Genomic DNA, 21,840 nt, shown 5'->3' on the forward strand with positions numbered 1-21,840 from the left:
AATTGGATCTAAATAAATTTATATATATCAATTGCTTATATTTTTTATTTGGTGTTTTTATTTTCTGGCACAGCACTTGTAATACTGTAATTGTTTTTAACGAAGCGGAGTTGTTTCTAACGGCAACCTGATACACGTGGCATTGCCAAGGGTGTATATCTCGGAAAGAGCACCACTTAAATTGGTGTGAATACACCTCAAACGACATAGTTTGATTGATGATTGAACTAAGGAAGGTAAAGGCGAAAGCCCTGTGGGTTCGAGTCCCACATACATTGTAATAGCCCGACATAAGGCTAGTGAGTAACCGCTGTGGTGAATTCGCACAAGCAACATTGATTTGGTAGGCACTGTAAGGATGTAGTGTTTAGGCAATCGGATTGCCAAGCCTATCAAGTCAACCTTGTTTGCTGTCAATTCACGCAAGTTAGTTACCCCTTGTGTCACATACTCAAAAAGTGTGTTGAGGCATAAATATAGAAAAGGAGAAGTTCTCATGACAGAACAAGGAAAATTTAAAAAAGTATTTATCGTTGCAGAAAACACAGTTGCGTTTCTGTATCGAAATCAACAGTTTGAACGAGTGCTAAGCCCAGGTGTGCACCGTCTATGGGATTTTACCAATGCGCTCACGGTGAAACAGTTTGCAGCTAACAGCATGTATTATTCAGATCCTGAGTCTTTCTATTTAATTAGAACTTATCCTGAAGTGGCGGAGTTGGTGCATGTTTGGCGGTTAGGTAATGACGAATTAGGTTTGTTATATATTGATAACCAGCTTTGTGGCGTTGTTGCCCCAGGTGAAATCCTACATTTATGGAAATCTGCGGGTGAATTCCGTTTAGACAGAGTGGCATTAGGTGGCGATCTTGAAGTAACCAGAACGGTTTTAGAAGAGATCAAGCATCGTGGTAAGAATGAAGTAACCAAATTGCTTGCTACCAAAAACTCGGTTAAGCGTGCTCCAGTGGCGATGGTTGAGGTGAAACCCCAACATGTTGCTTTGTTGTATGTGGATGGGAAATTCATGCGTATGCTAACGGCTGGTATGTACGGATTCTGGCAGTTGAGCAACAAAATCGAGGTGAAAACCTACGACTTACGCTCGCGTAATCGGGAAGTGTCTGGTCAAGATATTTTGACCAAAGACCGGGTAACAGTGCGGGTTAATTTAACCGCAACGGTGAAAACGTTGGATCCAGTGCTTGCCGCAGAGCAAGTCGATGATTTGGATGATTTTATCTACAAATCAATGCAGTTAGCGCTACGCGAGGCTGTAGGTACTAAGACTTTGGACGCTCTGCTTGAAGATAAATTGTATGTAAACCAGACCGTAAAGGAATTGGTTGAGCAAGAGTTGAAATCCGTTGGGGTTAGTCTTGAAAGAGTTGGGGTGAAGGACATCATCTTACCGGGTGAGATTAAGGCGATTCTTAATCAGGTGGTAGAGGCGCAAAAAGCGGCAGAAGCTAACGTGATCAAGCGTCGCGAAGAAACTGCGGCAACCAGAAGCTTGCAGAACACTGCCAAAATGATGGAAAACAATCCTACATTATTGCGTTTGAAAGAGCTTGAGTCACTTGAGAAAGTGTCTGAAAAAGTGGCAAATTTGAATGTGTATGGAGGAGTTGATCAATTGTTGCGGGAAACCGTGAAATTGACCTAACACGATAATCGATTAGGACAGTCTTAGGTCGAACGATCAACAAGGAGCTGACAAGGATGTTGGTTTACCTTTTTCATTTTCACCGCTAATTACTGATTTATAGACGCGTGAAGTCTTAGTAAAAAAGGAGAATAACAATGCCGGTTGTAACGCTGTTGTCGGCGAAAGACAATCAAAAGCCGGTCAAAATATGGACCGATGAGGTAGAGCATGAAGCGTTAGCGCAAATGCGTCGCGTGGCTAGCTTACCTTTTATTTTTAAACATGTGGCTGGAATGCCTGATATCCATTTAGGTGTTGGTGCGACCGTTGGTTCAGTCATTGCTACCACTGATGCGATTATTCCTTCTGCAGTGGGAGTGGATATTGGTTGTGGCATGAATGCGGTGCGTTTGTCCCTAAAAGCATCTGAGTTACCTGATAATTTACTACAAATCAGGCAGGATATTGAGCGCACAGTGCCATTAGGTGCTGGTGGACATCATAAATATGAGCAATTGCAGGGTGGCTCTGCAATGGCGATGAATCTAGATAAAATCCTCGCAAAGCATCCGCAAATTAGTCGACATGGTAGCGCCAAAAAGTTCGCTAATCAGCTTGGTACGCTGGGGTCGGGAAATCATTTTATCGAAATTTGTATAGATGAAAATGATGATGTTTGGGTGATGTTACATTCGGGCAGTCGTGGCATCGGCAATATGATCGGCCAATATTTCATTCGCCTTGCACGCAAAGAAATGGAGATCCATCAAATCAATTTGCCGGATAAAGATCTGGGTTATTTAAAAGAGGGAACGCAGTACTTTAATGATTACGTTGAAGCGGTCGCATGGGCTCAAGACTATGCTCTGTTAAATCGTGAACACATGATGAAAGCCGTATTGCGCTCACTAACGTTTAGATTGAAACCTTTTACGGTAACCAAAGAGGCAATCAACTGTCATCACAACTTTGTAGAAAAGGAGTTACACGATGGTCATAGTGTTTGGGTTACGCGCAAAGGTGCTATTCGGGCAAGAGAATCTGAATTAGGGATTATTCCTGGCTCAATGGGCGCAAAGTCTTACATTATTAAAGGCAAGGGAAATCCAGAATCGTTTTGTAGTTGTGCCCATGGCGCGGGTCGTAAAATGTCTCGGACAAAGGCCAAAAAGACCTTTACTGTGGACGATTTGACAGCGCAAACCAAAGGCATTGAATGTCGCAAAGATGAAGGTGTTATCGATGAAATACCCAGTGCGTACAAAAGCATCGACAAGGTTATGGAGATGCAAAGCGATTTGGTAGAAGTCGTCCATACCCTTTCCCAAGTTGTGAACGTTAAAGGATAAAGTGGGGAGTTTCCCCACTATGTAATGGATTCAGGGGCTAAAGGCCCCTGCTACACAAAATGTAGGATGGGATTATCCCATTTTTGCGTAGGATTCAGGGGCTAAAGCCCCTGCTACAGGATATGTAGGATGGGATTTGTCCCATTTCATCTTCAATTCTATAATATTCAAAAATTTTGAATTAATAAGTCAAAATGTTCCGATTTTATAAGTTTTTCACATCAGTATACTGACCTCAGTTTCCTTAAAAACAATACGAGTTTTTAAGATATTTAAATTCAAATAAATTGAGGGTAATATCGTGAGTAAATCATTTTTAACTAATATATTCAGTTCAACCAATAGCTTTGCAGCGTTAGCACTAAGAATTCCTGTTGGGATCATATTTATCGCCCATGGCGCACAGAAACTGTTCGGCGCGTTTGGTGGTTATGGTTTGGAAGGAACGGGTCAATTTATGGCGTCTCTTGGATTAGAGCCGGGTTATTTGATGGCCGTATTAGCCGGAGCAACTGAGTTCTTTGGCGGATTATTAATATTGTTTGGTTTATTAACGCGACCAGCGGCAATAGTTACCGCAATCACTATGGTTGTTGCCATTCTAACTGTGCACATTGGAAATGGCTTGTTTATGTCTAATGGTGGTTACGAATTCGGTTTAGCTTTATTGGCGGCATCTGTTTCATTGGTAATCTCTGGTGCAGGAAAACTGTCCTTAGACAATGTCATTGTAAAATACTTGGTTAAGTAGGAGGCGGTATGTTCTCTTTACGTAAAGCGCAAGATCGCGGCTCAGCAAACTTCGGCTGGCTAGACAGTAAACACACTTTTTCGTTTGGTTCATACCATGACGCAAAACATATGGGGTTTTCGAAATTACGCGTTATCAATGATGACACTGTATCTCCCGGCGCTGGATTTAGTACTCACGGGCACCGAGATATGGAAATTATTAGCTTTGTTACTCATGGTGTGATTGAACACAAAGATAGCATGGGAAATGTTCAATCTTTACCAAAAGGTGAATTCCAGTTGATGTCAGCCGGGAGAGGTGTCCAGCACAGTGAGTACAATGGTTCTGAAACCGATTTGTTGACCTTTTTGCAGATTTGGATTGAACCTAATGAATTTGGTGGTCAACCTGGTTATCAACAAAAGAATTTTGGTCATGCAGTCGGTTTGACGCCAATCATTACTCCAACAGGGGAAAACGGTACGCTGTCGATTAAACAAGATGCGTCGTTAAGTCAGTTAATTCTTTCGCCGAGTGAGAAAATTGAACTTCCGCTTGATGAAACTCGAAAATATTATATCCATCAAGTGCAGGGAAAATTATCGATAAACCAACATGAGTTGGAAACAGCTGACGGGTTAAAAATTGAAAAAGAAATGAGCTTGAATATAGAAAATGCGTCTCAGCATCAAGCTTTAGCATTAATATTCGACTTACCCGGCTAAATTAAATCAAAACAACAAAGCCTAGAATGATTTCTAGGCTTTTTAGGTTGAGGATAATTAGATTATGCATCATGCGATTACGTTAGAAGCGCTAAGAGTTTTAGACGCAATAGACAAAAAAGGTAGCTTTGCTGAAGCGGCCAAAGCGTTATTTAAAGTGCCTTCAGCGCTAACTTACACGATGCAGAAATTGGAGTCGGAACTAGGCGTAGAATTGTTCGACCGCAAAGGAAAGCGCGCGATATTAACGCAGGCTGGACTTGTGTTATTAACTGAAGGACATGTAATTTTAGAAGCCGCCTCACGTTTAGAGGATAAAGTTAAGCAAGTAGAGTCCGGCTGGGAAACCAAACTCACTATCGCCAAAGATACGATTATTCAAAACCAGCCTGTAAACGACTTATTGAAGCGTTTTTGTCGATTGGAAAAACAACTGGAAATTACTGTACTTGAAGAAGCGCTTGGTGGCAGCTGGGATGCGTTGTATTCACAGCGATGTGATTTGGCAATTGGAGTGACAGGAGAGTTACCCAAAGGGCCTTTTGATGTGCATCAAATCGGCGAAATTGAATTTGTCTTTGTGGTTGCTAAAGATCATCCATTAGCAGAGTTTATCGGTATATTGGAAGGACAACATATCAAAGCATTCCCAGCGATTGTGGTGGCAGACAGTTCGCGTAATTTGCCTAGTCGATCAAGTGGGATATTTGAGAGCAAGCAAGTTATTCGAGTACCTACTATGCTCGCAAAACGGGACGCACAAGTCGCAGGGTTGGGAGTGGGCTTTTTGCCGTTACATTTAGTCCGAAATCAATTGCAAACAGGTGAATTGGTTGCCAAATCCACCTCGTTACATCGCCCCGCCGTTCCTATTTTCATGGCTTGGGACAAGACAAAAGCTGGGAATGCCTTAGCTTGGTTTATTGAACAAAGTAAAAATCAACAATGGCTATAAATATGTAGGCTGGGATTTACCCCAGAGCAGTGAATGAATTTTTTGCGGGGCTAAAGCCACTGCCTACAAGCGGATGACTACTTCCACGCCTTTTTCATCTTCACGGTTTTGAATGTGGATTTTTGCTTTGTGATATTCGGCGATAATCTTGGCGATATAAAGACCTAACCCTAAATGGGTTTCTTGTTCGGTTTGATGCTCCCTAACCGATACCATCGAATTTAGTAGTTGCTCGTGCATGTTGTCGGGTAATTTCGGCCCGATATTGGCAATTGTGAGTGTGATATGCCCACTTTTCTCCATTAAAGACAGTATAATTGTACTTTCTTTAGGACTGAACTCCACAGCATTAGCAATGATCTTATCTAGCATCTGCGCAAATAATTCAGGCGATCCATTTAATGTTTTGCGAATGCCATGAGTATGTAAAGCAAATTGGTTTTGCGGATAAGCAACACCATAACCTTCGGTGCAGCCGTTGAGTATTTCAGCGAGTTCGAAATTTTCTCGTTCACTATATTGGATTGCTTGTTCTAAACGCGTGGCTTCACTCATATTGCTGAGTATTTTACTCAAACGGCGGATCCCCGATTGGGCGCGCGCAATATACTGCTGTTTTTCTTGTTCATCGTCGCCATTGTTTTGCTCCATGGATAGATTTTCCAACGACGACTTTACAATCGCCACTGGCGTGCGTAATTCATGGGATAAACGCGAACTCATGTTTTCTAAATAATGATTATATTGTTGTAACTTATCGAGCACACTGTGGAAGGTGCGCGATAAATCGCCTATCTCATCTTGGGTAGTGGAACGTGGAATATTACCGAGAATTTTGCCATTCTCATCAATTGCTGATTCTGTTTCGTTACGTAACTTACTGATCCGAAAAGAAATACGTGAAGCAAACAAAAATAATGCTGCTGTCCCCAATAAAACCACTGCAATAATGACATGAAATAGCTGTTCTAATGCACGGTTTCTTAAGGTGCGAATACCATGGGTAGTTTGTTCAACCACCACTGCGCCCATGACTTTTTCATCAATAAAAATAGGATGTGCAGCAGATAACACTACCGCTTTGTTGTCTGGCGATAATCGCCATTGAGAACTGGCGTCACCGGTTAGGGCTTTGGCTAGGTCTTGTCCTTTTAAGGCATACGCATTTTCTAGTTCATCCACAAAACCCGCTGGCGGTTTGGTCAAAATCTGGTAGTACAACGGAAATAACCAGTCTTGTTCGATGCGACGCCAAAGCGTATCCCGTTTGCGAGGAGCTGGTGAGGTGCGTACACCGGTTGCGTCTTGAATAGAACCAGAGCGAGCTAACACGCGCATGTGTTTGTCTACCACCCACACTCTGGCATTTGAATATTTTAATCCCTTGAGGATCTTTTCAATTTCAGGGGAAGGAACCAATACCGTACCAAGAGAATCGGATTTGTTTGGGTTCGCGGTACCAATAATGTATTTACGAGCTTTGCTTTGTAAGTCGTCAACATCGGCAATGGCAAATGCAATCTTGCTTGACATGATTTCCAGCGGAAAACGCAGCTCCACATTATAGCCAACTTCAGTTTCTTGCCAGTTTCCCTGGATGGCAGTCTCCAATGTTAGCGGACGTAACGATTCTGGATTTTCATCAAGTAAATAAGCATTAACCCAGCCTGATTGTTGAGGCGCAACTATGTAGCGTCTAAACGCGCCCTGTGGGTCAGTTACCGCGATCAACAGATAATCGTTTCTATCCACACGTAAACTATTTTTAGGCCGATAAATTAAGTGATCGTCAACCACTTCAAACATCGCGTAAAGATACTTATTGTATTGGCCCACCATATGTTCAAAGTGAAAACTCTCAGGATCATAAAATTCATTTTGTTCAATCAATTGCATTTCTGAGTACAGCAAGGATAAATGCCGGTAATCGACCCAATCATCTAGCAAGCCATCTAATTGAATTGGGTCAATAATTTTGTGGGCATACAAATCAGTGCCAGGTTTTACATCTTGCAGATAAGAGGATTGACTATCAAAAAGAGAGGGGCGTTCGTGCAAAGCAGTGGCTACAGCTCTGGCCGTGCCCTCCATTGTTTGTTCTTGGCCTGTGCGTAAATAACTTTCTAGCTCCCACACATATTGGTAACCAAGCCATGGAATCGTAAATAGAAATAACGATAGGAGTAAAAGTTTTAGGCGAATGCCAAAGCGAATTCGGTTCATGATTTAGCTAGATTTCCAGCGATAGCCCATTCCATATACGGTTTCGATGCGATCAAAAGAAGCGTCCAACTGCATAAACTTTTTACGAATGCGTTTTATGTGCGACGTGATAGTTGTATCGTCAACTACCATCTTAGATTCATCCATCAATTGCTGCCGACTTTTAACATGTCCCGCGTATTTGGCAATCGCGTGCAACATCCAAAACTCCGTGACGGTAAGCTCGATGGGGTGATTATCCCAACTTACTGTCATTCTATTGCTGTCCATCAATAATGCGCCAGATTGAATTAAATCGGTGGCAACTTGCGGCTGATTTAATAATTCGGTACGCCTAAATAACGCTGCAATTCTAGCCAGTAAATGTGGCAAGCTGATATCCTTGGTTAGGTAATCGTCTGCACCCATACGCAAGCCACAAATGGTGTCATAGTCGTTATCCCGAGCAGTAAAGAAAATAATGGGTAAGGTTTTAGATAACGAACGCAATTGTTGGCAAAGCATAAAGCCGCCATCTATCTCTTCATTTAGACCAATATCGACCACGGCTAAATCAGGCAGCCGTTGCATAAATGCCTGCTCTGCTTCAGGTCGACTGCTGTAAGTAAGCACATCATAGCCCTGCTTTTGTAACGCTGAGGCATAATTCTCCCGAATGGCTGGGTCATCTTCTACAATGGCTATGCGCTTTGACATCTGTTTACCGCTTCTTCCTGCTGTTACATCTAGTGTTAATAACTATATCGCAAAACAAAGCTCTTCCAATGTCCTTTTCGCTGAATTGGCGCAATTTCCATTTTTTCGCCACATTTGCTCGCCACATTGCCATTTTTGTACGCATTTCATGTCAGAAAGTCACGTTTTAATAGACTCCATCGAAACAACACAACAACAAAAACTTACTCTTTTGGAGAACTACTATGAAAAAACGCATTTTATTTCCACTTACTGCAATCGCAATCAGCCTTTCTGCAAACGTGTTGGCAGGTCCTTCATCTGAATCGCGCAGTATCGAAGCTCAAACCAACGAAGCTATCGGTTTTGGCTCTGGTGCTGTCGCTGGTGGATTGGTCGCAGGACCGATAGGGGCGATTGTCGGCGGTATTTTTGGTGTCTTAATTGCTGAAGACGTGAATAACGATAATGCCCTTGAAGCGAGTGAGCAAGAGTTGGCAAAAACGCAGTCGCAACTTTCTCGTCAAGAATCTCAGCTACTGGCTTTGCAAAAACAATATGAACAAGTGCAACAGCAAAGCAAGGTTCAACTAGTGGCATTGGATAAAGAAATTGAACGTGTGATGCAGGAAATGGAATCAAATATACAATTTCGTACTGCATCTTATGTGCTTGAGTCACATTTTAAACCGCAATTAAATTTACTCGCTCAAGGGCTAAATAATAATCCAAAGTTAGTCGTTAGCTTGTCGGGTTTTGCCGATAGTCGTGGTGATGATTCGTACAATCAAGCTTTATCTGAGCAGCGCGTGTTAAGTGTTAAAGACTACCTATTATCTAGAGGGGTTAAGGAGGAGCAAGTACTTACTCTATCGTTTGGGGAGACACAGCCTGTTTCTGCACAAAGCTCTAGCGAAGATTTCTTTTTCGACCGCAGAGTGTTAGTGCGCGTAGCCGAAGGCCAGCAATCTATGACCGCATCTAATTTATAAGGAGAGAGGCCGTGATAAAGCGTCTGAGATTTGTCATAGTCCTTTCGCTACTTTTCATCATAGGGGCGTTGCAATATGCAACGCCGTTACTTAAGGATGAGAGTATCGATGAGAAAAACAATACACAATCTACTTTCAAAATTGATGTGTCATATGAATCGGTTAAGGGTGATAAACCCCCAGTATATGTAAATGATTACCAACAAGTTGAACAAGGAAGTTTCTTTCTACAAAAACAAGGACAGCAAGGCTATTTACTGTCACCACTTTTAGATACTCGCGTTGATATGAATATTACCGGTTTGGTTGCGCGGGCAAAAGTGACTCAGATATTTACTAATACCAGTGACGAATGGGTAAATGGAATTTACGTATTTCCACTGCCTGAAAATGCGGCTGTAGATCATTTAGAAATGCAAATTGGTGAACGTCGAATTGTTGGTCAGATACACCCTAAACAAAAAGCCAAAGCTATCTACGAACAAGCAAAAAAAGAAGGTAAAAAAGCTAGTTTATTGGTGCAACAACGCCCCAATTTATTCAAGAATTCAGTAGCAAATATTGGTCCTGGCGAGTCTATTCGGGTCACTATTGAATATCAACAAGCTGTGGCCTATGACGAAGATACGTTTAGTGTTCGGTTTCCAACTACCACAACACCCCGTTATTTACCCAAAGTAGGGTTGGAGTCTGATCCACAAGAAATTGCAGATAGCGGTTGGGGAATGACTTTGCCAATTTACAAAGCTGATCAAGCGTTAAATACGCAAGCAGCTACCGAGCCTGAGCCCAAGCACAAAGTGGCGATTAATATTAGATTAAATACTGGGTTTGAAGTGCAAAATATCAATAGTGAATTCCATCCCATCCACCAACTCGAAAAATCACCAGGCGCATACGAAATTTCCCTCCAGCAAGACATGATTGCCAATCAAGATTTTGTACTCAGTTGGCAGCCCGAATCAAATCAGCAGCCTAAAGCCGCACATTTTGTTGAACGTACTCGAGACAACGTATATGGCATGGTAATGTTGATGCCACCGACTACCGAGACTGAATCATTAAGCTTACCTAGAGAAGTTGTTTTTGTAATAGATACGTCAGGTTCTATGGCCGGTGATTCAATGCAACAGGCTAAAGATGCGCTAAATTATGCGATTCAGCAACTACCCGTAGAAGACACATTTAATTTAGTGGAATTTGACTCTACCGCTCGTAAAATGTGGCCTACTGCTCAAGCCGCCAACGCGCAAAATAAATCAATGGCAATGGAATATGTGACAAATTTGAGCGCCGATGGTGGTACTGAAATGTTGTCCGCATTGCAATTGGCTCTTGGTCAACAAGCGCAATTAAACGAGCGAATTCGCCAGGTTATTTTCATTACCGATGGTTCCGTAGGAAACGAAGTAACCTTGTTCGAGTATATTCAACAAAATGTGCAAAAAAGTCGTTTGTTTACGGTTGGTATAGGGTCAGCACCGAATAGTTTCTTTATGACAGAAGCGGCACGAATGGGCAAAGGCACTTTCACTTATATTGGTTCAATTGATACTGTGCAAGAACGAATGCAAGCGTTGTTTACCAAACTGACACATCCTCTATTGAGCGATCTGCTGTTGAATTTCTCTGATGACGTTGAATATTATCCTCGAAATTTCCCCGATTTGTATAAGGGTGAACCTCTGATGGTCAGCTATCGAACTAAAAACCTTATTGACAACTTAACAGTTACTGGGAATCTTAAAAATCAGTATTGGCAGAAATCACTGTCATTGTTAAATGCAGGAAATGCGAAAGGACTGGATGTGTTGTGGGCGCGCCGCAAAATCACGCAACTAGACCGAGATAAAAGGTTTGGGCATGACTATGACGAAATTAACAAACAGATCGAGCAAGTCGCCATGACACATCATTTGGTAAGCGATATGACCAGTTTGGTGGCGGTTGATGTGACTCCTACTGCACAAGACACGAGTCGTGATGGACATGTTAAATCGCATCTTCCCAAAGGAACAAAGAATTCAGTCGGTTTATTGCCACAAACAGCCACGCCTGCGCAACTGCAATGGATTTTAGCACTATTATTGATGGGGATCGGAATATGTACGGTCATTTTCACAAGGCACCGTTGAGGGTTCGATTTTTCGGTGCCATTTGGCGATACAAATGGGCAAGTTTGTGTTTCCTGGCAAGCGCTTACTTGTTCGCGTCAAGCGGTTATATTCATGCGAAGGCAATTTTAGCACAATACTTGATTGCCGATGCATGGCAGGAATCAGTGCAAACAGGCGAAAAGATAACGCCGTGGGCTTGGGCTGACACCTGGCCTGTGGCTAAGCTGACGATTGCTGATGAAACTCTGTATGTATTGGCAGGCGCTACGGGTCGAGTGATGGCGTTTGGTCCCGGACATTTAAGCAGTACGCCGTTTCCTGGAGAGTCAGGAAATGCGGTGATTACAGGGCACCGCGATACGCATTTTTCGTTGTTGCAAGAGATTAAAATAGGCGAAGTGATCACCACTGAAACGGCCAGTCAAATTACGCAATATAAGGTGCAAGAAGTACGCATTGCCCATCAAAATCAGATTAATTTGACCGAATCGGGTATCGACGACGAATTGACGTTGATCACTTGTTATCCATTTAATAGCGCCGCACCTAATCCAGAATTACGATATGTGGTGCGGGCATTAAAAGTAGCAGTGACGAGTTAATTGCCTTGTTTTAGATAATCAAGTCCGCCTGTAATGGCGGCTACCTGAGCTAGAATGCAATTTTCGTCATCAGCTTGAGGACTGTCGGGATACACTTCTGTAGTTGTGACGTATTCCGCTCCAGAAAATCCGCCGCACAGGAAAAGTTTGCGTTTGTCATAATTGATAACGCCGCGCTGTGCCAAAGGGGTGCCTATCAATTTTCCATCAGCATCTGCTGGCGCAATATGGGTGACTTTTTCAACCGATTCGATAATGGCTTTTTGAAAGTCAGGCACAGGTTTATTGCTGTCTCCTACACCGTAAAAACCATCGGGGATCTCCCAAACGGCTTGATAATTACCATCTCTTGCGCCAAGCGCTGGGCGAAACTCAGAGTTATCAGTATCGGTCGTTTCGTGAAGATCGAAATGGGCGAGAAAATCAAGGTTTAAGCCATTTACAAATTGCATCGCTAACGCAGATTCCGGAGCGGGGGAGTCTGGATAAAAAGAACGGTTTGGGTCGATTGCTTTCGGGTCCCAACGATTGATCGTTTCGTATCCCCAAGGGCTCAAGCACGGCAAAATAACGAAATTGAATTGAGACTGGTATTCGCTAGCGCTGCTTTGGGCAAACCGAATCGCACCTTGCACTCCACTGGTTTCGTATCCATGCACACCGCCTGTAATCAGTATGTTTGGTTTATTCTCATCCCATTGTTTGGACTTTAAAGCATATAGCGGGTAGCGTTCTTGATCGTATGGCAAGGCTCCGTATTGGATGACCTCAAAATCCGAATCTAAGCTTGCTAACTTAGCCAACACTTCTACGTTATACTCACGTTTAACTACTTGGTTGTTTAACCATTGGGCTTTTTCAGCGTCGCCCCAAGGCTGCCCAGGTGTGCCGATAGGGTAATTTTCTTGGCTCATAGGTGTCCTATTATTGCTTATTTATGGCTATTTTGGGGTACGTTAACACCGTAGGTGAAAAACTGTAAACCATTGTGTATAAGTATTGTCGCTATAGCGCGACTAAATGTTCTTCGATACTTGAATTGTGTCAAAATGGCAGCATATAAAGAAGTGGCCTGACCTACTCACCTTCAGGTAACATCAAAATACAATCGAACGAATCCCCGTCGAAACCAGCATTTAGCGGTTGTTTGGGTACTAAAAAGCAAAATAAAGCAAAAAATGAATTGGGATACACTATGAAAGCCTTAGATATTTCTGGCCTGACAAAAACCTACAAAGGAGGAACTCAGGCGTTAAAGGGGATCGATTTACATGTCAATGAAGGCGATTTTTTCGCATTGTTGGGTCCAAATGGTGCAGGAAAGTCCACAACGATTGGGGTTATTAGTTCGCTAGTGAATAAGTCTTCCGGCACGGTCAACGTATTCGGCCATTCCGTAGACGACGATCTAGTGGCGGCGAAATCTTGCATTGGATTAGTACCCCAAGAATTCAACTTCAATCAATTTGAAACTCTTCACCAGATAGTGGTTAATCAAGCTGGCTATTATGGTGTGCCGCGAAATATTGCCAAAAAACGTGCTGAAAAGTATTTAAAGCAGTTAGATCTGTGGGAAAAACGCAATGAACCGGCTCGTGAATTATCCGGTGGAATGAAGCGTCGGTTAATGATTGCACGCGCTTTGATGCATGAGCCTAAAATGTTGATTCTTGATGAGCCAACCGCTGGTGTGGATATTGAAATTCGTCGCTCAATGTGGACGTTTCTAAAAGAAATAAATCAACAAGGCATAACCATAATTCTCACCACTCACTATCTCGAAGAAGCAGAGATGTTATGTCGTAATATCGCCATCATCGATAAAGGTATTATTGTCGAAAACACAAGCATGAAAGCCTTGCTGTCTAAATTAAATATGGAAACCTTTGTGCTCGACTTACCGGTGCAATCCAAACAGCCATCATTGACAGGCTTTGTTTTCCGAAATATTGATGATCACACGCTGGAAGTCGATGTTGAAAAAGATATTGGTTTAAACGATGTATTCAGACAACTGACTGAACAAGGTGTGACAGTGTTGAGCATGCGTAATAAAGCCAATCGCTTAGAAGAGTTGTTTGTCAGAATGGTCGAATCAGGTAGAAAAAAACAAGCGGGGGCAGCGTAATGGGGAATAGAAATTTAACAGCGCTGGGCACTATTTGGATTAAAGAATGTACCCGCTTTTTACGCATTTGGATCCAAACATTAGTGCCGCCAGCCATTACTATGTCACTATATTTTGTGATTTTTGGCAGTCTCATAGGCTCTAGAATCGGTCAGATGGACGGATTCTCCTATATGGAGTTTATCGTGCCTGGACTCATTATGATGTCTGTGATTACAAACTCTTACGCTAACGTAAGTTCTTCATTTTTCAGTGCAAAGTTTCAGCGGAATATCGAAGAGCTTCTCGTAGCACCTGTGCCTAGCTGGATTATAGTACTAGGGTTCGTTGGAGGAGGTGTCGCACGCGCCATATTAATTGGCATTATTGTGACTTTGGTGTCGTTATTCTTTGTGGATATCCAAATCCATAATTTTGCAGTGATAATCGTAACCTTAATTTTAACCTCGTCTTTGTTTGCTACCGCTGGGTTAATTAACGCTGTTTATGCCAAAACATTTGACGACATTAGCATGGTGCCGACATTCGTTTTAACACCACTAACCTATTTGGGTGGGGTATTTTATTCATTGTCGTTGTTGCCTGAATTTTGGCAGATGGTCAGTAAAGCCAACCCCATTGTGTATATGGTGAATGGATTCAGGTACGGATTTTTGGGCATCTCAGATGTGAATTATTTAGTCTCTCTTGGTTTATTGGTCGGATTTAATTTAGTGATGTTTACCATTGCTTACCAACTAATTAATCGTGGTGTTGGTATACGTAGTTAATCAATAAATTATACAAAAAAGTATTATGTTCAATGGTAATTCGCGCAACATCACTAGTAATCAACTTGGGCCTCATGAAAAGGTGCCTGAGTTGGTGCTTCGACATTTGGCTAACTCTAGCCAAAAACCGTTTAACCAACATACCCTAGACGCATTTGAGGCAGTAAAAAGTTGGCGTGTAGAACAAGATCCAACGCTGCAAAAAGCGATTATTTTTGATTCTTGCTGTGGCGTAGGGGAAAGTACCGCACATATTGCAAATCAGTTTCCTGAAGCGTTAGTAATAGGCATCGATAAATCTGAGTTGCGTACTAATAAACATGCTCATTACGGCGAAAACGCTGCTAACTATTTAGTGATTCGCGCTGACGTCAACGATTTCTGGCGCTTAGCCCATATCGCAAAGTGGCAGTTGAGTCACCACTTTTTGCTGTACCCTAACCCTTATCCAAAGTCTTCTCAGGTGCAGCGCCGCTGGCATGCCTGTGCAGCGTTCAAGGATATAGTTAGTTTAGGCGGCGTATTGGAAGTACGAAGTAATTGGGATATTTACATTCAAGAGTTTGCCTTAGCGCTTGAAACCGCAGGTAAAACTGCCAGTTTAAGTCAGTATCAGCATGCCGAGCCGCAAACACCATTTGAACGTAAATACTGGGCGAGCGGTCAGAAAAGTTGGCGCGTAATCAGTAGTTTATAATAAATCGATTTGTAGCAGTGGCTTTAGCCCGTAAAGCCTGTTGGATGTCTTCTTAAATGGGATAAATCCCATCCTACTCCGTGTCGGGTTTGGGCTCACTATAATAATATCCTTGGGCGTACCGAATACCTAAATCAGTTAATTTTATTAACGTTGCTCTATCTTCTACGTGCACCGCCACTACGGTAATCTTTTTGTCTGTTGCTAACTGAGTGAAATGTTTAACGAAGTCACAGGTCTGCTGGTTCTCCATTAGCTGTGAGATTAATTCTCCAGCAATCTTAATACCATTGATAGGTAAGTTAAGAATACTATTAATATTGCTCGGTGTAGCGCCGAAATGGTCAATATAAATAGCGATATTTAAACGCTGACATTCGTTTGCGAATGTTTGGAATTTTTCGATATTTTCTAGTACTACGGCTGCGGTCAACTCTAGCCCTAGACGGTTTGGATTTGGATAGTCGTGCATAGCTTCGGCTAAAATTTCAAACAACCCCGGGTTTAACATATCTTGTTGGCTGATATTGATATTCCAAGCTACATTGAGGTTTCTAAAATAATGTGCGCTACGATTTAGGATGGTTTCAGTTAACAAAGCCACTGATTGGGGTCTTTCAACTAAATGTAAAAATTCGCTAGGTAGAAAAGTTTGTTCGCAGGGTGTGACAAGTCTTGCAAGGCATTCAAATCGCCACACACGTTCATGGGATACGTCCATGATGGGTTGGAAAAAAGGTACTATCCTGTCTAAATTAAAATGATCCGTAACTTCGGTAATGTGCATAAAATTCCTCGATACACCTTAAAATCGTCCAAGCAAGTCATATCATTCAATCAGTTAGGGCAGAATTGCTCGGAAATACAACAATAACACCACTTTTTCAGTTCAGAAAACGAAACTTCCCCATAAATGTTAAAAAAATGTACTTTTTAGCCCCTTTGGCTCGCTTTATATTTGGCGAAGTGCCGGTTTTGCGCTAAAGTCCGCCCCTTATAGTTTTATTAAGAGGTTACAGCGAGTGGGTAAAGCGACAGCTAGCTTGGAGCATTTATTTCGGGTTTTTACTAAGCCAGAAGGTAAAGATTCCAAGCTTGCACAAATAGAAGAACATCTGTCAGATAATCTGTCCGATTTCTTATCCCAACATGTTGTGACTAAAGCAAAGTCTCTAGAAGAAATTGAGCAAAACTTTCAGGATTACAAAGTACCTGAATCCCCGGAATTTGTTACCAAACATGCCGAAGTATTGTTGGAAAAGGTCGTATCGCATTCGGTAAATACTTATGCACCGACATTTATCGGACATATGACATCTGCTTTACCCTATTTTCATTTGCCATTGGCCAAACTCTTGGTTGGACTAAATCAAAACTTGGTCAAAATTGAAACCTCGAAAGCTTTTACACCGCTGGAAAGGCAAGTCATTGGTATGTTACATGAGCTGGTCTATAGCCAATCAGAAGACTTTTATAAAAGCCATCTACACAGTGCAAAACAGTCACTTGGTGCATTTTGTTCTGGTGGTACTGTCGCGAACATTACCGCTTTGTGGGTTGCGCGCAATAAAGCATTAGCGCCGAATGGTAAGTTTCGTGGGGTTGCCCAGCAAGGTTTAGCCGCAGGCTTAAAACATTATGGTTATGAAAGTATGGGGATTTTGTCTTCAAAACGTGGACATTACTCTCTTTCAAAAGCCGTTGATGTGCTGGGATTAGGTCGTGAGCAAATGTTAACTATCGATTGTTTGACACAGCGTTTGTCTCCTGAAAAAGCTTTGGCAGCAGGTCGTGAATTCGAACAACGAGGCAATAAGCTACTCGCTTTAGTCGGTATTGCAGGCACGACAGAAACCGGCCACGTTGATCCTTTAGACGAATTGGCGGATGTAGCTAAAGAATTAAATTGCCATTTTCATGTAGATGCAGCATGGGGAGGCGCGACATTATTTTCCCAACGATACAAAGACAAGTTGAAAGGGATACAAAAAGCAGATTCGGTTACGCTCGATGCCCATAAACAAATGTATGTGCCAATGGGGGCAGGCATGGTGGTATTCAAAAACCCTGAAGACAGCAATGCCGTTAGACATCACGCTCAATACATCTTGCGTGCAGGTTCAAAAGATCTTGGAGCTACGACATTAGAAGGCTCTAGAAACGGTATGGCAATGATGGTGTATGCATCATTTAATATTTTTGGTCGTCAAGGATACGAATTGCTGATAGATCAAAGTATTGAAAAGGCCCATGCTTTTGCCCAGTTGATTGAGGAACATGAGGATTTTGAGCTTATCACTGCGCCTACGTTGTCTTTGCTAACTTATCGGGTTAAACCCTCTTTTGTGGATGCACATTGCAGCAAACAAAGTGAATTGCTAGATAAACTAAATGTAGCCGTTCAGAAACAACAACGTGAAGCTGGAAAGTCTTTTGTTTCCAGAACACGCTTAGCGGTTGAAAAATACGGATTGAATCCATTAACCGTATTTCGTGTAGTGTTGGCTAATCCGCTGACTACCGAGCAAGATTTAATCAATATTTTACAAGAGCAGTTGCAAATTGCTAAGCTCACAAAATCGTGGAAAGAGCTTGAAGATCAAGCTCTTGCGCAATTAAAAAGATCGGTTGGTTGAGTTATTTAAGGGTTACTTGAATATTATCAATCAGTCTAGTGCGCCCCAAAAATGCCGCAGCCAATATTACCAATTCAGTCTCTTCATGGCCTGGGCTCAATAAAGTTTCAACTGAACGAATATCGATGTAATCTACTTGTAAGCCTTGTTCCGTTAATTCGTCAACGGATTGTTGTATTAGACGACTGAAGTCGCGTCGACCTAATTCAATATTTTCACTGAGCTTCTGGATACAAGCGTATAGTGCAGGAGCTTTTTCTCGTTCCTCTGCGGTCAAATAATTATTACGTGACGACATAGCTAAGCCATCACTTTCGCGTACTGTGGGAACACCAAATATCTGCAAGTTCATTGACAGATCCGTCACCATGGCTTTAATTACCTGCAATTGCTGAAAGTCTTTTTCACCAAAAAAGGCAATGTTTGGCTGCACCATGTTAAATAGCTTACAAACGATAGTTGCCACACCGCGAAAATGGCCGGGTCGGCTGGCGCCGCAAATCATATAAGATAACCCCGGCACTTCTACAAAGGTTTGTTTTTCTAGACCGCGAGAGTAAATGTCTTCTGCCTTTGGGGTAAACAGTACGTTTACACCGAGCGCTTCTAGTGCAGCTTTGTCCTGTTCCATAGTACGAGGATAAGCAGCCAAATCTTCATCTGGACCAAACTGCAATGGATTTACAAAAATAGACACCACTACAATGTCTGCATGTTCTTTGGCTTGCTGAACTAAGTGCAAGTGGCCTTGATGAAGATTGCCCATGGTGGGCACAAATGCAATGGTTTTACCGTCATTTTGCCACTTTCTACGAATTTCTCTCAGTGGCGTAATATCGCTAATTTGTTGCATATTTGGTCCTTAAGTCCTAGCTATTAATTAAAACTATGTTCTGCACTGGGAAAAGTACCACTGCGTACTTCTTCGATATACATTTTGACTGCTGTTCGCATATCGCCGGTAATATCCAAGTAGTTTTTCGAAAATTTAGGCATGTAGTTCGCACTTACACCAAACATATCGTGCATGACTAATATTTGACCATCGGTGTGTGGCCCCGCTCCAATGCCAATGACAGGTATATTTATCGCTTTACTGATTTTTTCAGCAAGCGAAGAAGGGACACACTCGAGCACTAACATTTGAATGCCTGCTTGTGCCAGCGCTTGTGCTTGTTCGAAAAGTTTTTCAGCCTGTAAATCGTCACGTCCCTGCACCTTAAAGCCGCCAAACACGTGCACAGATTGAGGTGTTAAACCTAAGTGGCCGCATACTGGCACACCACGTAAATTTAAGCCTTTGATTGTCTCAACTAACCAGTCACCGCCTTCCACTTTGACCATGCTGGCCCCTGCCGCCATCAGCTGAGCAGCATTTTGGTAGGTTTGCTCTGGTGTGGCAAATGTCATAAAGGGCATGTCGGCAATTACAAATGCACGCTCAGTTCCTCTACGTACAGATTTGGTATGATAGGCGATATCGTCAATGCTCACTGACAAGGTATCTTCGCAACCTTGCAGTACCATGCCTAATGAATCACCAATTAACATCACGTCGACACCTTGCTCATCAAATAATTTGGCGAAGCTGGCATCGTAAGCGGTTAGCGCTGTGATTTTTTGTTTGTCTTGTTTCATTTTTAACAAGGTAGACGTGGTTACTTTCTTAGTCATTTAAATCACCTTCTGCTAACTAAAAAGCCCAGCAAAAATACTTTTTTGCTCACTTTGGATTATTCCCAAAAAACTTTTTCTTTGACCACAACCAGTCCATTTGTGGGCACATTATGTAATATCGAAACTAACGTATTGCCACATGGTAACACGAGATCAGGAGCTATCTCATGCAAAGGATATAGTACAAACTCTCGTACTTTCATACCGTAATGGGGCACAATTAGATCGTCGCTTTGGATTTGTTCATTGCCGAATAGAATAATATCTAAATCTAGGGTTCTTGGGCCCCATCGCTCAGCTTTGCGTTCTCGTCCGTGTTTCGCTTCAATTTGTTGTAAATTCACAAGCAGGTCAGTGGGTGATAACTGCGTTTCAATTTGTGCAACGGCGTTAACGTAATCTGGCTGTTCTTGTGGACCCATTGGCTTGCTGGCATACAAAGCAGAACATTGTTTTACTTCGGTGTTTTCCAATAAATGAATAGCCGACAAGGCTTGTTGAAGTTGATTTACAGGATCAGACAAGTTGCTGCCTAAGCCAATGTAGCTAGTGACGGTTTGCATTATGAAGCGCTGGGTTTCTTACTTTTTTGACGTCGACGAGGACGCCGTGCGGGCGAACCTTCAGCTTCTCTGAGTTTGACTAACATGCGTTTGCGTTTGTCAGCACTGACTTCTTGGAATTCGGTCCACCAATCAGCTAGCTCAAGCAGAGTACCACCTTCAATTTGACCTCGAATCAACAGAAAATCATAGGCGGCTCGAAAACGTGCGTGCTCTAACATTTGGTAAGCACGTCGCCCAAAACGCTTCGGTAAACGCAATTGCAGTAACCATATTTCGCGCATTGTAGTAGTGAAACGTTTGGGTATCATAATTCGCTGTATTTGACGATGAAGGACATCGTTAACTGCAATATTAAAAGCATCAAAATGATTTAACCCTGCTTCATCCATGAGTTTTTGACAGTGTTCTTCAATCGGATACCACAGCATGGCGGCATACATAAATGCAGGTGTGACTCGCTGACCAGTATTAATACGGTTGTCAGTATTGATCAGCATTTGTTTAATGAATTGGGTTTCACGACTTTCCGGATCGACTAACAGCGGCGCGAGTTGCGGAAATAATGGTTGGATCAAGTCGTATTCCTGCATCAGCTCAAAGGTTTTTAAACCTTGACCTGAAATGAAGAGTTTAATTACTTCTTCAAAAAGTCGTGCAGGAGGAATATTGCTTAGCAAATTACCATGTTCATGAATGGCATCGGCGGAGGTTGGGCTAATCTCCATCTCCAATTTGGCTGCAAAGCGTACGGCGCGCAACATTCTTACCGGATCTTCGCGGTAACGTGTTTCTGGATCGCCAATCAGTTCAAGGCGTTTATTTTGTATGGCCTGCATACCATTGGCGAAATCTGTTACCGTATAATCAGTAACGCGGTAATACATCGCGTTTACGGTAAAATCACGACGCTCGGCATCTTCTTCAATGCTACCAAATACGTTGTCTCTGAGGATCTGGCCTTCTTGGTTTTGTTTGCCAAGCACTTCAGCAGACTTTTTGGATTTATCTTCAGGGGCGCTTTGATGGTGCCCTCGAAATGTGGCAACTTCGATGATTTCGCGTCCAAAAACCACATGCGCCAAACGGAAACGTCGGCCAATCAAACGACAATTTTTGAATAAATCTTTTACTTCATCAGGCGTGGCATTAGTGACAACGTCAAAATCTTTTGGATGTAAGCCCATCATTAAATCGCGCACACAGCCACCTACTAAGTAAGCATCAAATCCGGCACTGTTTAAGCGATAAAGTACTTTTAACGCATTGTCGCTAATATCTTTTCTGGATATGCCGTGTTCGGCGCGAGTGATCACCTTTGGATCAAGTAGATCCGAATGGTACTCTTCA

The 21,840-nt window shown here is 42.4% G+C and carries 20 protein-coding genes; 12 read left to right on the forward strand and 8 right to left on the reverse strand.

Annotated features, from left to right (window positions below; translation table 11 throughout):
• The first annotated feature begins 496 nt into the window (after nt 1–496).
• The 5 genes from GLIP_RS19475 to GLIP_RS19495 all read left to right on the forward strand — a co-directional run bounded on the left by GLIP_RS19475 (nt 497) and on the right by GLIP_RS19495 (nt 5,410).
• Nucleotides 497–1,666: a slipin family protein gene (locus GLIP_RS19475; protein WP_008846425.1), complete on the forward strand. Its 1,170-nt coding sequence runs from the start codon at nt 497–499 to the stop codon at nt 1,664–1,666.
• Between the two features lie 137 nt (nt 1,667–1,803).
• Nucleotides 1,804–2,997 (forward strand): RtcB family protein, encoded by a 1,194-nt coding sequence (locus GLIP_RS19480; RefSeq protein ID WP_008846426.1) that lies wholly within the window; start codon nt 1,804–1,806, stop codon nt 2,995–2,997.
• Nucleotides 2,998–3,298: 301 nt separating this feature from the next.
• On the forward strand, nt 3,299–3,748 hold the full coding sequence (locus GLIP_RS19485) for a DoxX family protein (protein ID WP_008846427.1): 450 nt from the start codon (nt 3,299–3,301) through the stop codon (nt 3,746–3,748).
• A gap of 8 nt (nt 3,749–3,756) precedes the next feature.
• The gene (locus GLIP_RS19490) at nt 3,757–4,455 is read left to right on the forward strand and encodes a pirin family protein (RefSeq protein ID WP_008846428.1); all 699 of its coding nucleotides are present in this window, start codon (nt 3,757–3,759) and stop codon (nt 4,453–4,455) included.
• Between the two features lie 64 nt (nt 4,456–4,519).
• Nucleotides 4,520–5,410, forward strand: coding sequence for a LysR family transcriptional regulator (locus GLIP_RS19495; protein WP_008846429.1), 891 nt, complete (start codon nt 4,520–4,522; stop codon nt 5,408–5,410).
• Nucleotides 5,411–5,473: 63 nt separating this feature from the next.
• Here the strand turns inward: GLIP_RS19495 and pdsS are convergent, their stop codons facing one another.
• Nucleotides 5,474–7,633, reverse strand: a complete 2,160-nt coding sequence (gene pdsS / locus GLIP_RS19500) for a proteobacterial dedicated sortase system histidine kinase (protein WP_008846430.1) — start codon at nt 7,631–7,633, stop codon at nt 5,474–5,476.
• A gap of 3 nt (nt 7,634–7,636) precedes the next feature.
• Nucleotides 7,637–8,329 (reverse strand): proteobacterial dedicated sortase system response regulator, encoded by a 693-nt coding sequence (gene pdsR / locus GLIP_RS19505; protein ID WP_008846431.1) that lies wholly within the window; start codon nt 8,327–8,329, stop codon nt 7,637–7,639.
• A gap of 224 nt (nt 8,330–8,553) precedes the next feature.
• Here pdsR and pdsO point away from each other — a divergent pair, with 224 nt between their 5' ends.
• Genes pdsO through GLIP_RS19520 form a run of 3 tightly spaced genes read left to right on the forward strand, consistent with a single transcriptional unit; the run spans nt 8,554 to nt 12,019 of the window.
• On the forward strand, nt 8,554–9,300 hold the full coding sequence (pdsO, locus tag GLIP_RS19510) for a sortase-associated OmpA-like protein PdsO (RefSeq protein ID WP_008846432.1): 747 nt from the start codon (nt 8,554–8,556) through the stop codon (nt 9,298–9,300).
• An 11-nt stretch (nt 9,301–9,311) separates the two neighbouring features.
• Nucleotides 9,312–11,435 carry a marine proteobacterial sortase target protein gene (locus tag GLIP_RS19515; RefSeq protein ID WP_052155023.1) on the forward strand — a complete coding sequence of 708 codons (2,124 nt, stop codon included), beginning with the start codon at nt 9,312–9,314 and terminating at the stop codon, nt 11,433–11,435.
• Entirely contained in the window at nt 11,405–12,019 is a 615-nt protein-coding gene (locus GLIP_RS19520) for a class GN sortase (RefSeq protein ID WP_083880148.1), read from the forward strand. Before GLIP_RS19515 ends, GLIP_RS19520 begins: the two co-directional genes overlap by 31 nt.
• On the opposite strand, the gene GLIP_RS19525 is transcribed toward GLIP_RS19520, so the two are convergent.
• Nucleotides 12,016–12,933 carry a M14 family metallopeptidase gene (locus GLIP_RS19525; protein ID WP_008846435.1) on the reverse strand — a complete coding sequence of 306 codons (918 nt, stop codon included), beginning with the start codon at nt 12,931–12,933 and terminating at the stop codon, nt 12,016–12,018. The genes GLIP_RS19520 and GLIP_RS19525 overlap by 4 nt on opposite strands.
• A 281-nt stretch (nt 12,934–13,214) precedes the next feature.
• On the opposite strand from GLIP_RS19525, the gene GLIP_RS19530 reads away from it, so the two are divergent.
• The 3 genes from GLIP_RS19530 to trmB are packed head-to-tail and all read left to right on the forward strand — an operon-like array spanning nt 13,215 to nt 15,614.
• Nucleotides 13,215–14,147, forward strand: a complete 933-nt coding sequence (locus tag GLIP_RS19530; RefSeq protein WP_008846437.1) for an ABC transporter ATP-binding protein — start codon at nt 13,215–13,217, stop codon at nt 14,145–14,147.
• Nucleotides 14,147–14,917, forward strand: coding sequence for an ABC transporter permease (locus GLIP_RS19535; RefSeq protein WP_008846438.1), 771 nt, complete (start codon nt 14,147–14,149; stop codon nt 14,915–14,917). Before GLIP_RS19530 ends, GLIP_RS19535 begins: the two co-directional genes overlap by 1 nt.
• A 25-nt stretch (nt 14,918–14,942) precedes the next feature.
• Nucleotides 14,943–15,614 carry a tRNA (guanine(46)-N(7))-methyltransferase TrmB gene (gene trmB / locus GLIP_RS19540; RefSeq protein ID WP_040523666.1) on the forward strand — a complete coding sequence of 224 codons (672 nt, stop codon included), beginning with the start codon at nt 14,943–14,945 and terminating at the stop codon, nt 15,612–15,614.
• A 73-nt stretch (nt 15,615–15,687) separates the two neighbouring features.
• Here trmB and GLIP_RS19545 read toward each other — a convergent pair whose 3' ends face one another.
• Nucleotides 15,688–16,401, reverse strand: coding sequence for an EAL domain-containing protein (locus GLIP_RS19545; protein WP_008846440.1), 714 nt, complete (start codon nt 16,399–16,401; stop codon nt 15,688–15,690).
• 235 nt (nt 16,402–16,636) lie between these two features.
• Between GLIP_RS19545 and panP the strand changes: the two genes are divergently transcribed.
• The gene (gene panP, locus GLIP_RS19550; protein WP_008846442.1) at nt 16,637–18,250 is read left to right on the forward strand and encodes a pyridoxal-dependent aspartate 1-decarboxylase PanP; all 1,614 of its coding nucleotides are present in this window, start codon (nt 16,637–16,639) and stop codon (nt 18,248–18,250) included.
• 1 nt (nt 18,251) lies between these two features.
• On the opposite strand, the gene panC is transcribed toward panP, so the two are convergent.
• From panC to pcnB, 4 genes are read right to left on the reverse strand one after another with little or no spacing between them, the layout of a single operon-like run.
• Nucleotides 18,252–19,103, reverse strand: coding sequence for a pantoate--beta-alanine ligase (gene panC / locus GLIP_RS19555; protein WP_008846443.1), 852 nt, complete (start codon nt 19,101–19,103; stop codon nt 18,252–18,254).
• A 23-nt stretch (nt 19,104–19,126) separates the two neighbouring features.
• Entirely contained in the window at nt 19,127–19,924 is a 798-nt protein-coding gene (panB, locus tag GLIP_RS19560) for a 3-methyl-2-oxobutanoate hydroxymethyltransferase (protein WP_008846444.1), read from the reverse strand.
• A gap of 59 nt (nt 19,925–19,983) precedes the next feature.
• Nucleotides 19,984–20,490: a 2-amino-4-hydroxy-6-hydroxymethyldihydropteridine diphosphokinase gene (gene folK, locus GLIP_RS19565; RefSeq protein WP_008846445.1), complete on the reverse strand. Its 507-nt coding sequence runs from the start codon at nt 20,488–20,490 to the stop codon at nt 19,984–19,986.
• On the reverse strand, nt 20,490–21,803 hold the full coding sequence (gene pcnB, locus GLIP_RS19570; protein ID WP_040523749.1) for a polynucleotide adenylyltransferase PcnB: 1,314 nt from the start codon (nt 21,801–21,803) through the stop codon (nt 20,490–20,492). Before pcnB ends, folK begins: the two co-directional genes overlap by 1 nt.
• Between the last annotated feature and the right edge of the window lie 37 nt (nt 21,804–21,840).

The organism is Aliiglaciecola lipolytica E3, from assembly GCF_000314975.1.
Lineage (GTDB): Bacteria > Pseudomonadota > Gammaproteobacteria > Enterobacterales > Alteromonadaceae > Aliiglaciecola > Aliiglaciecola lipolytica.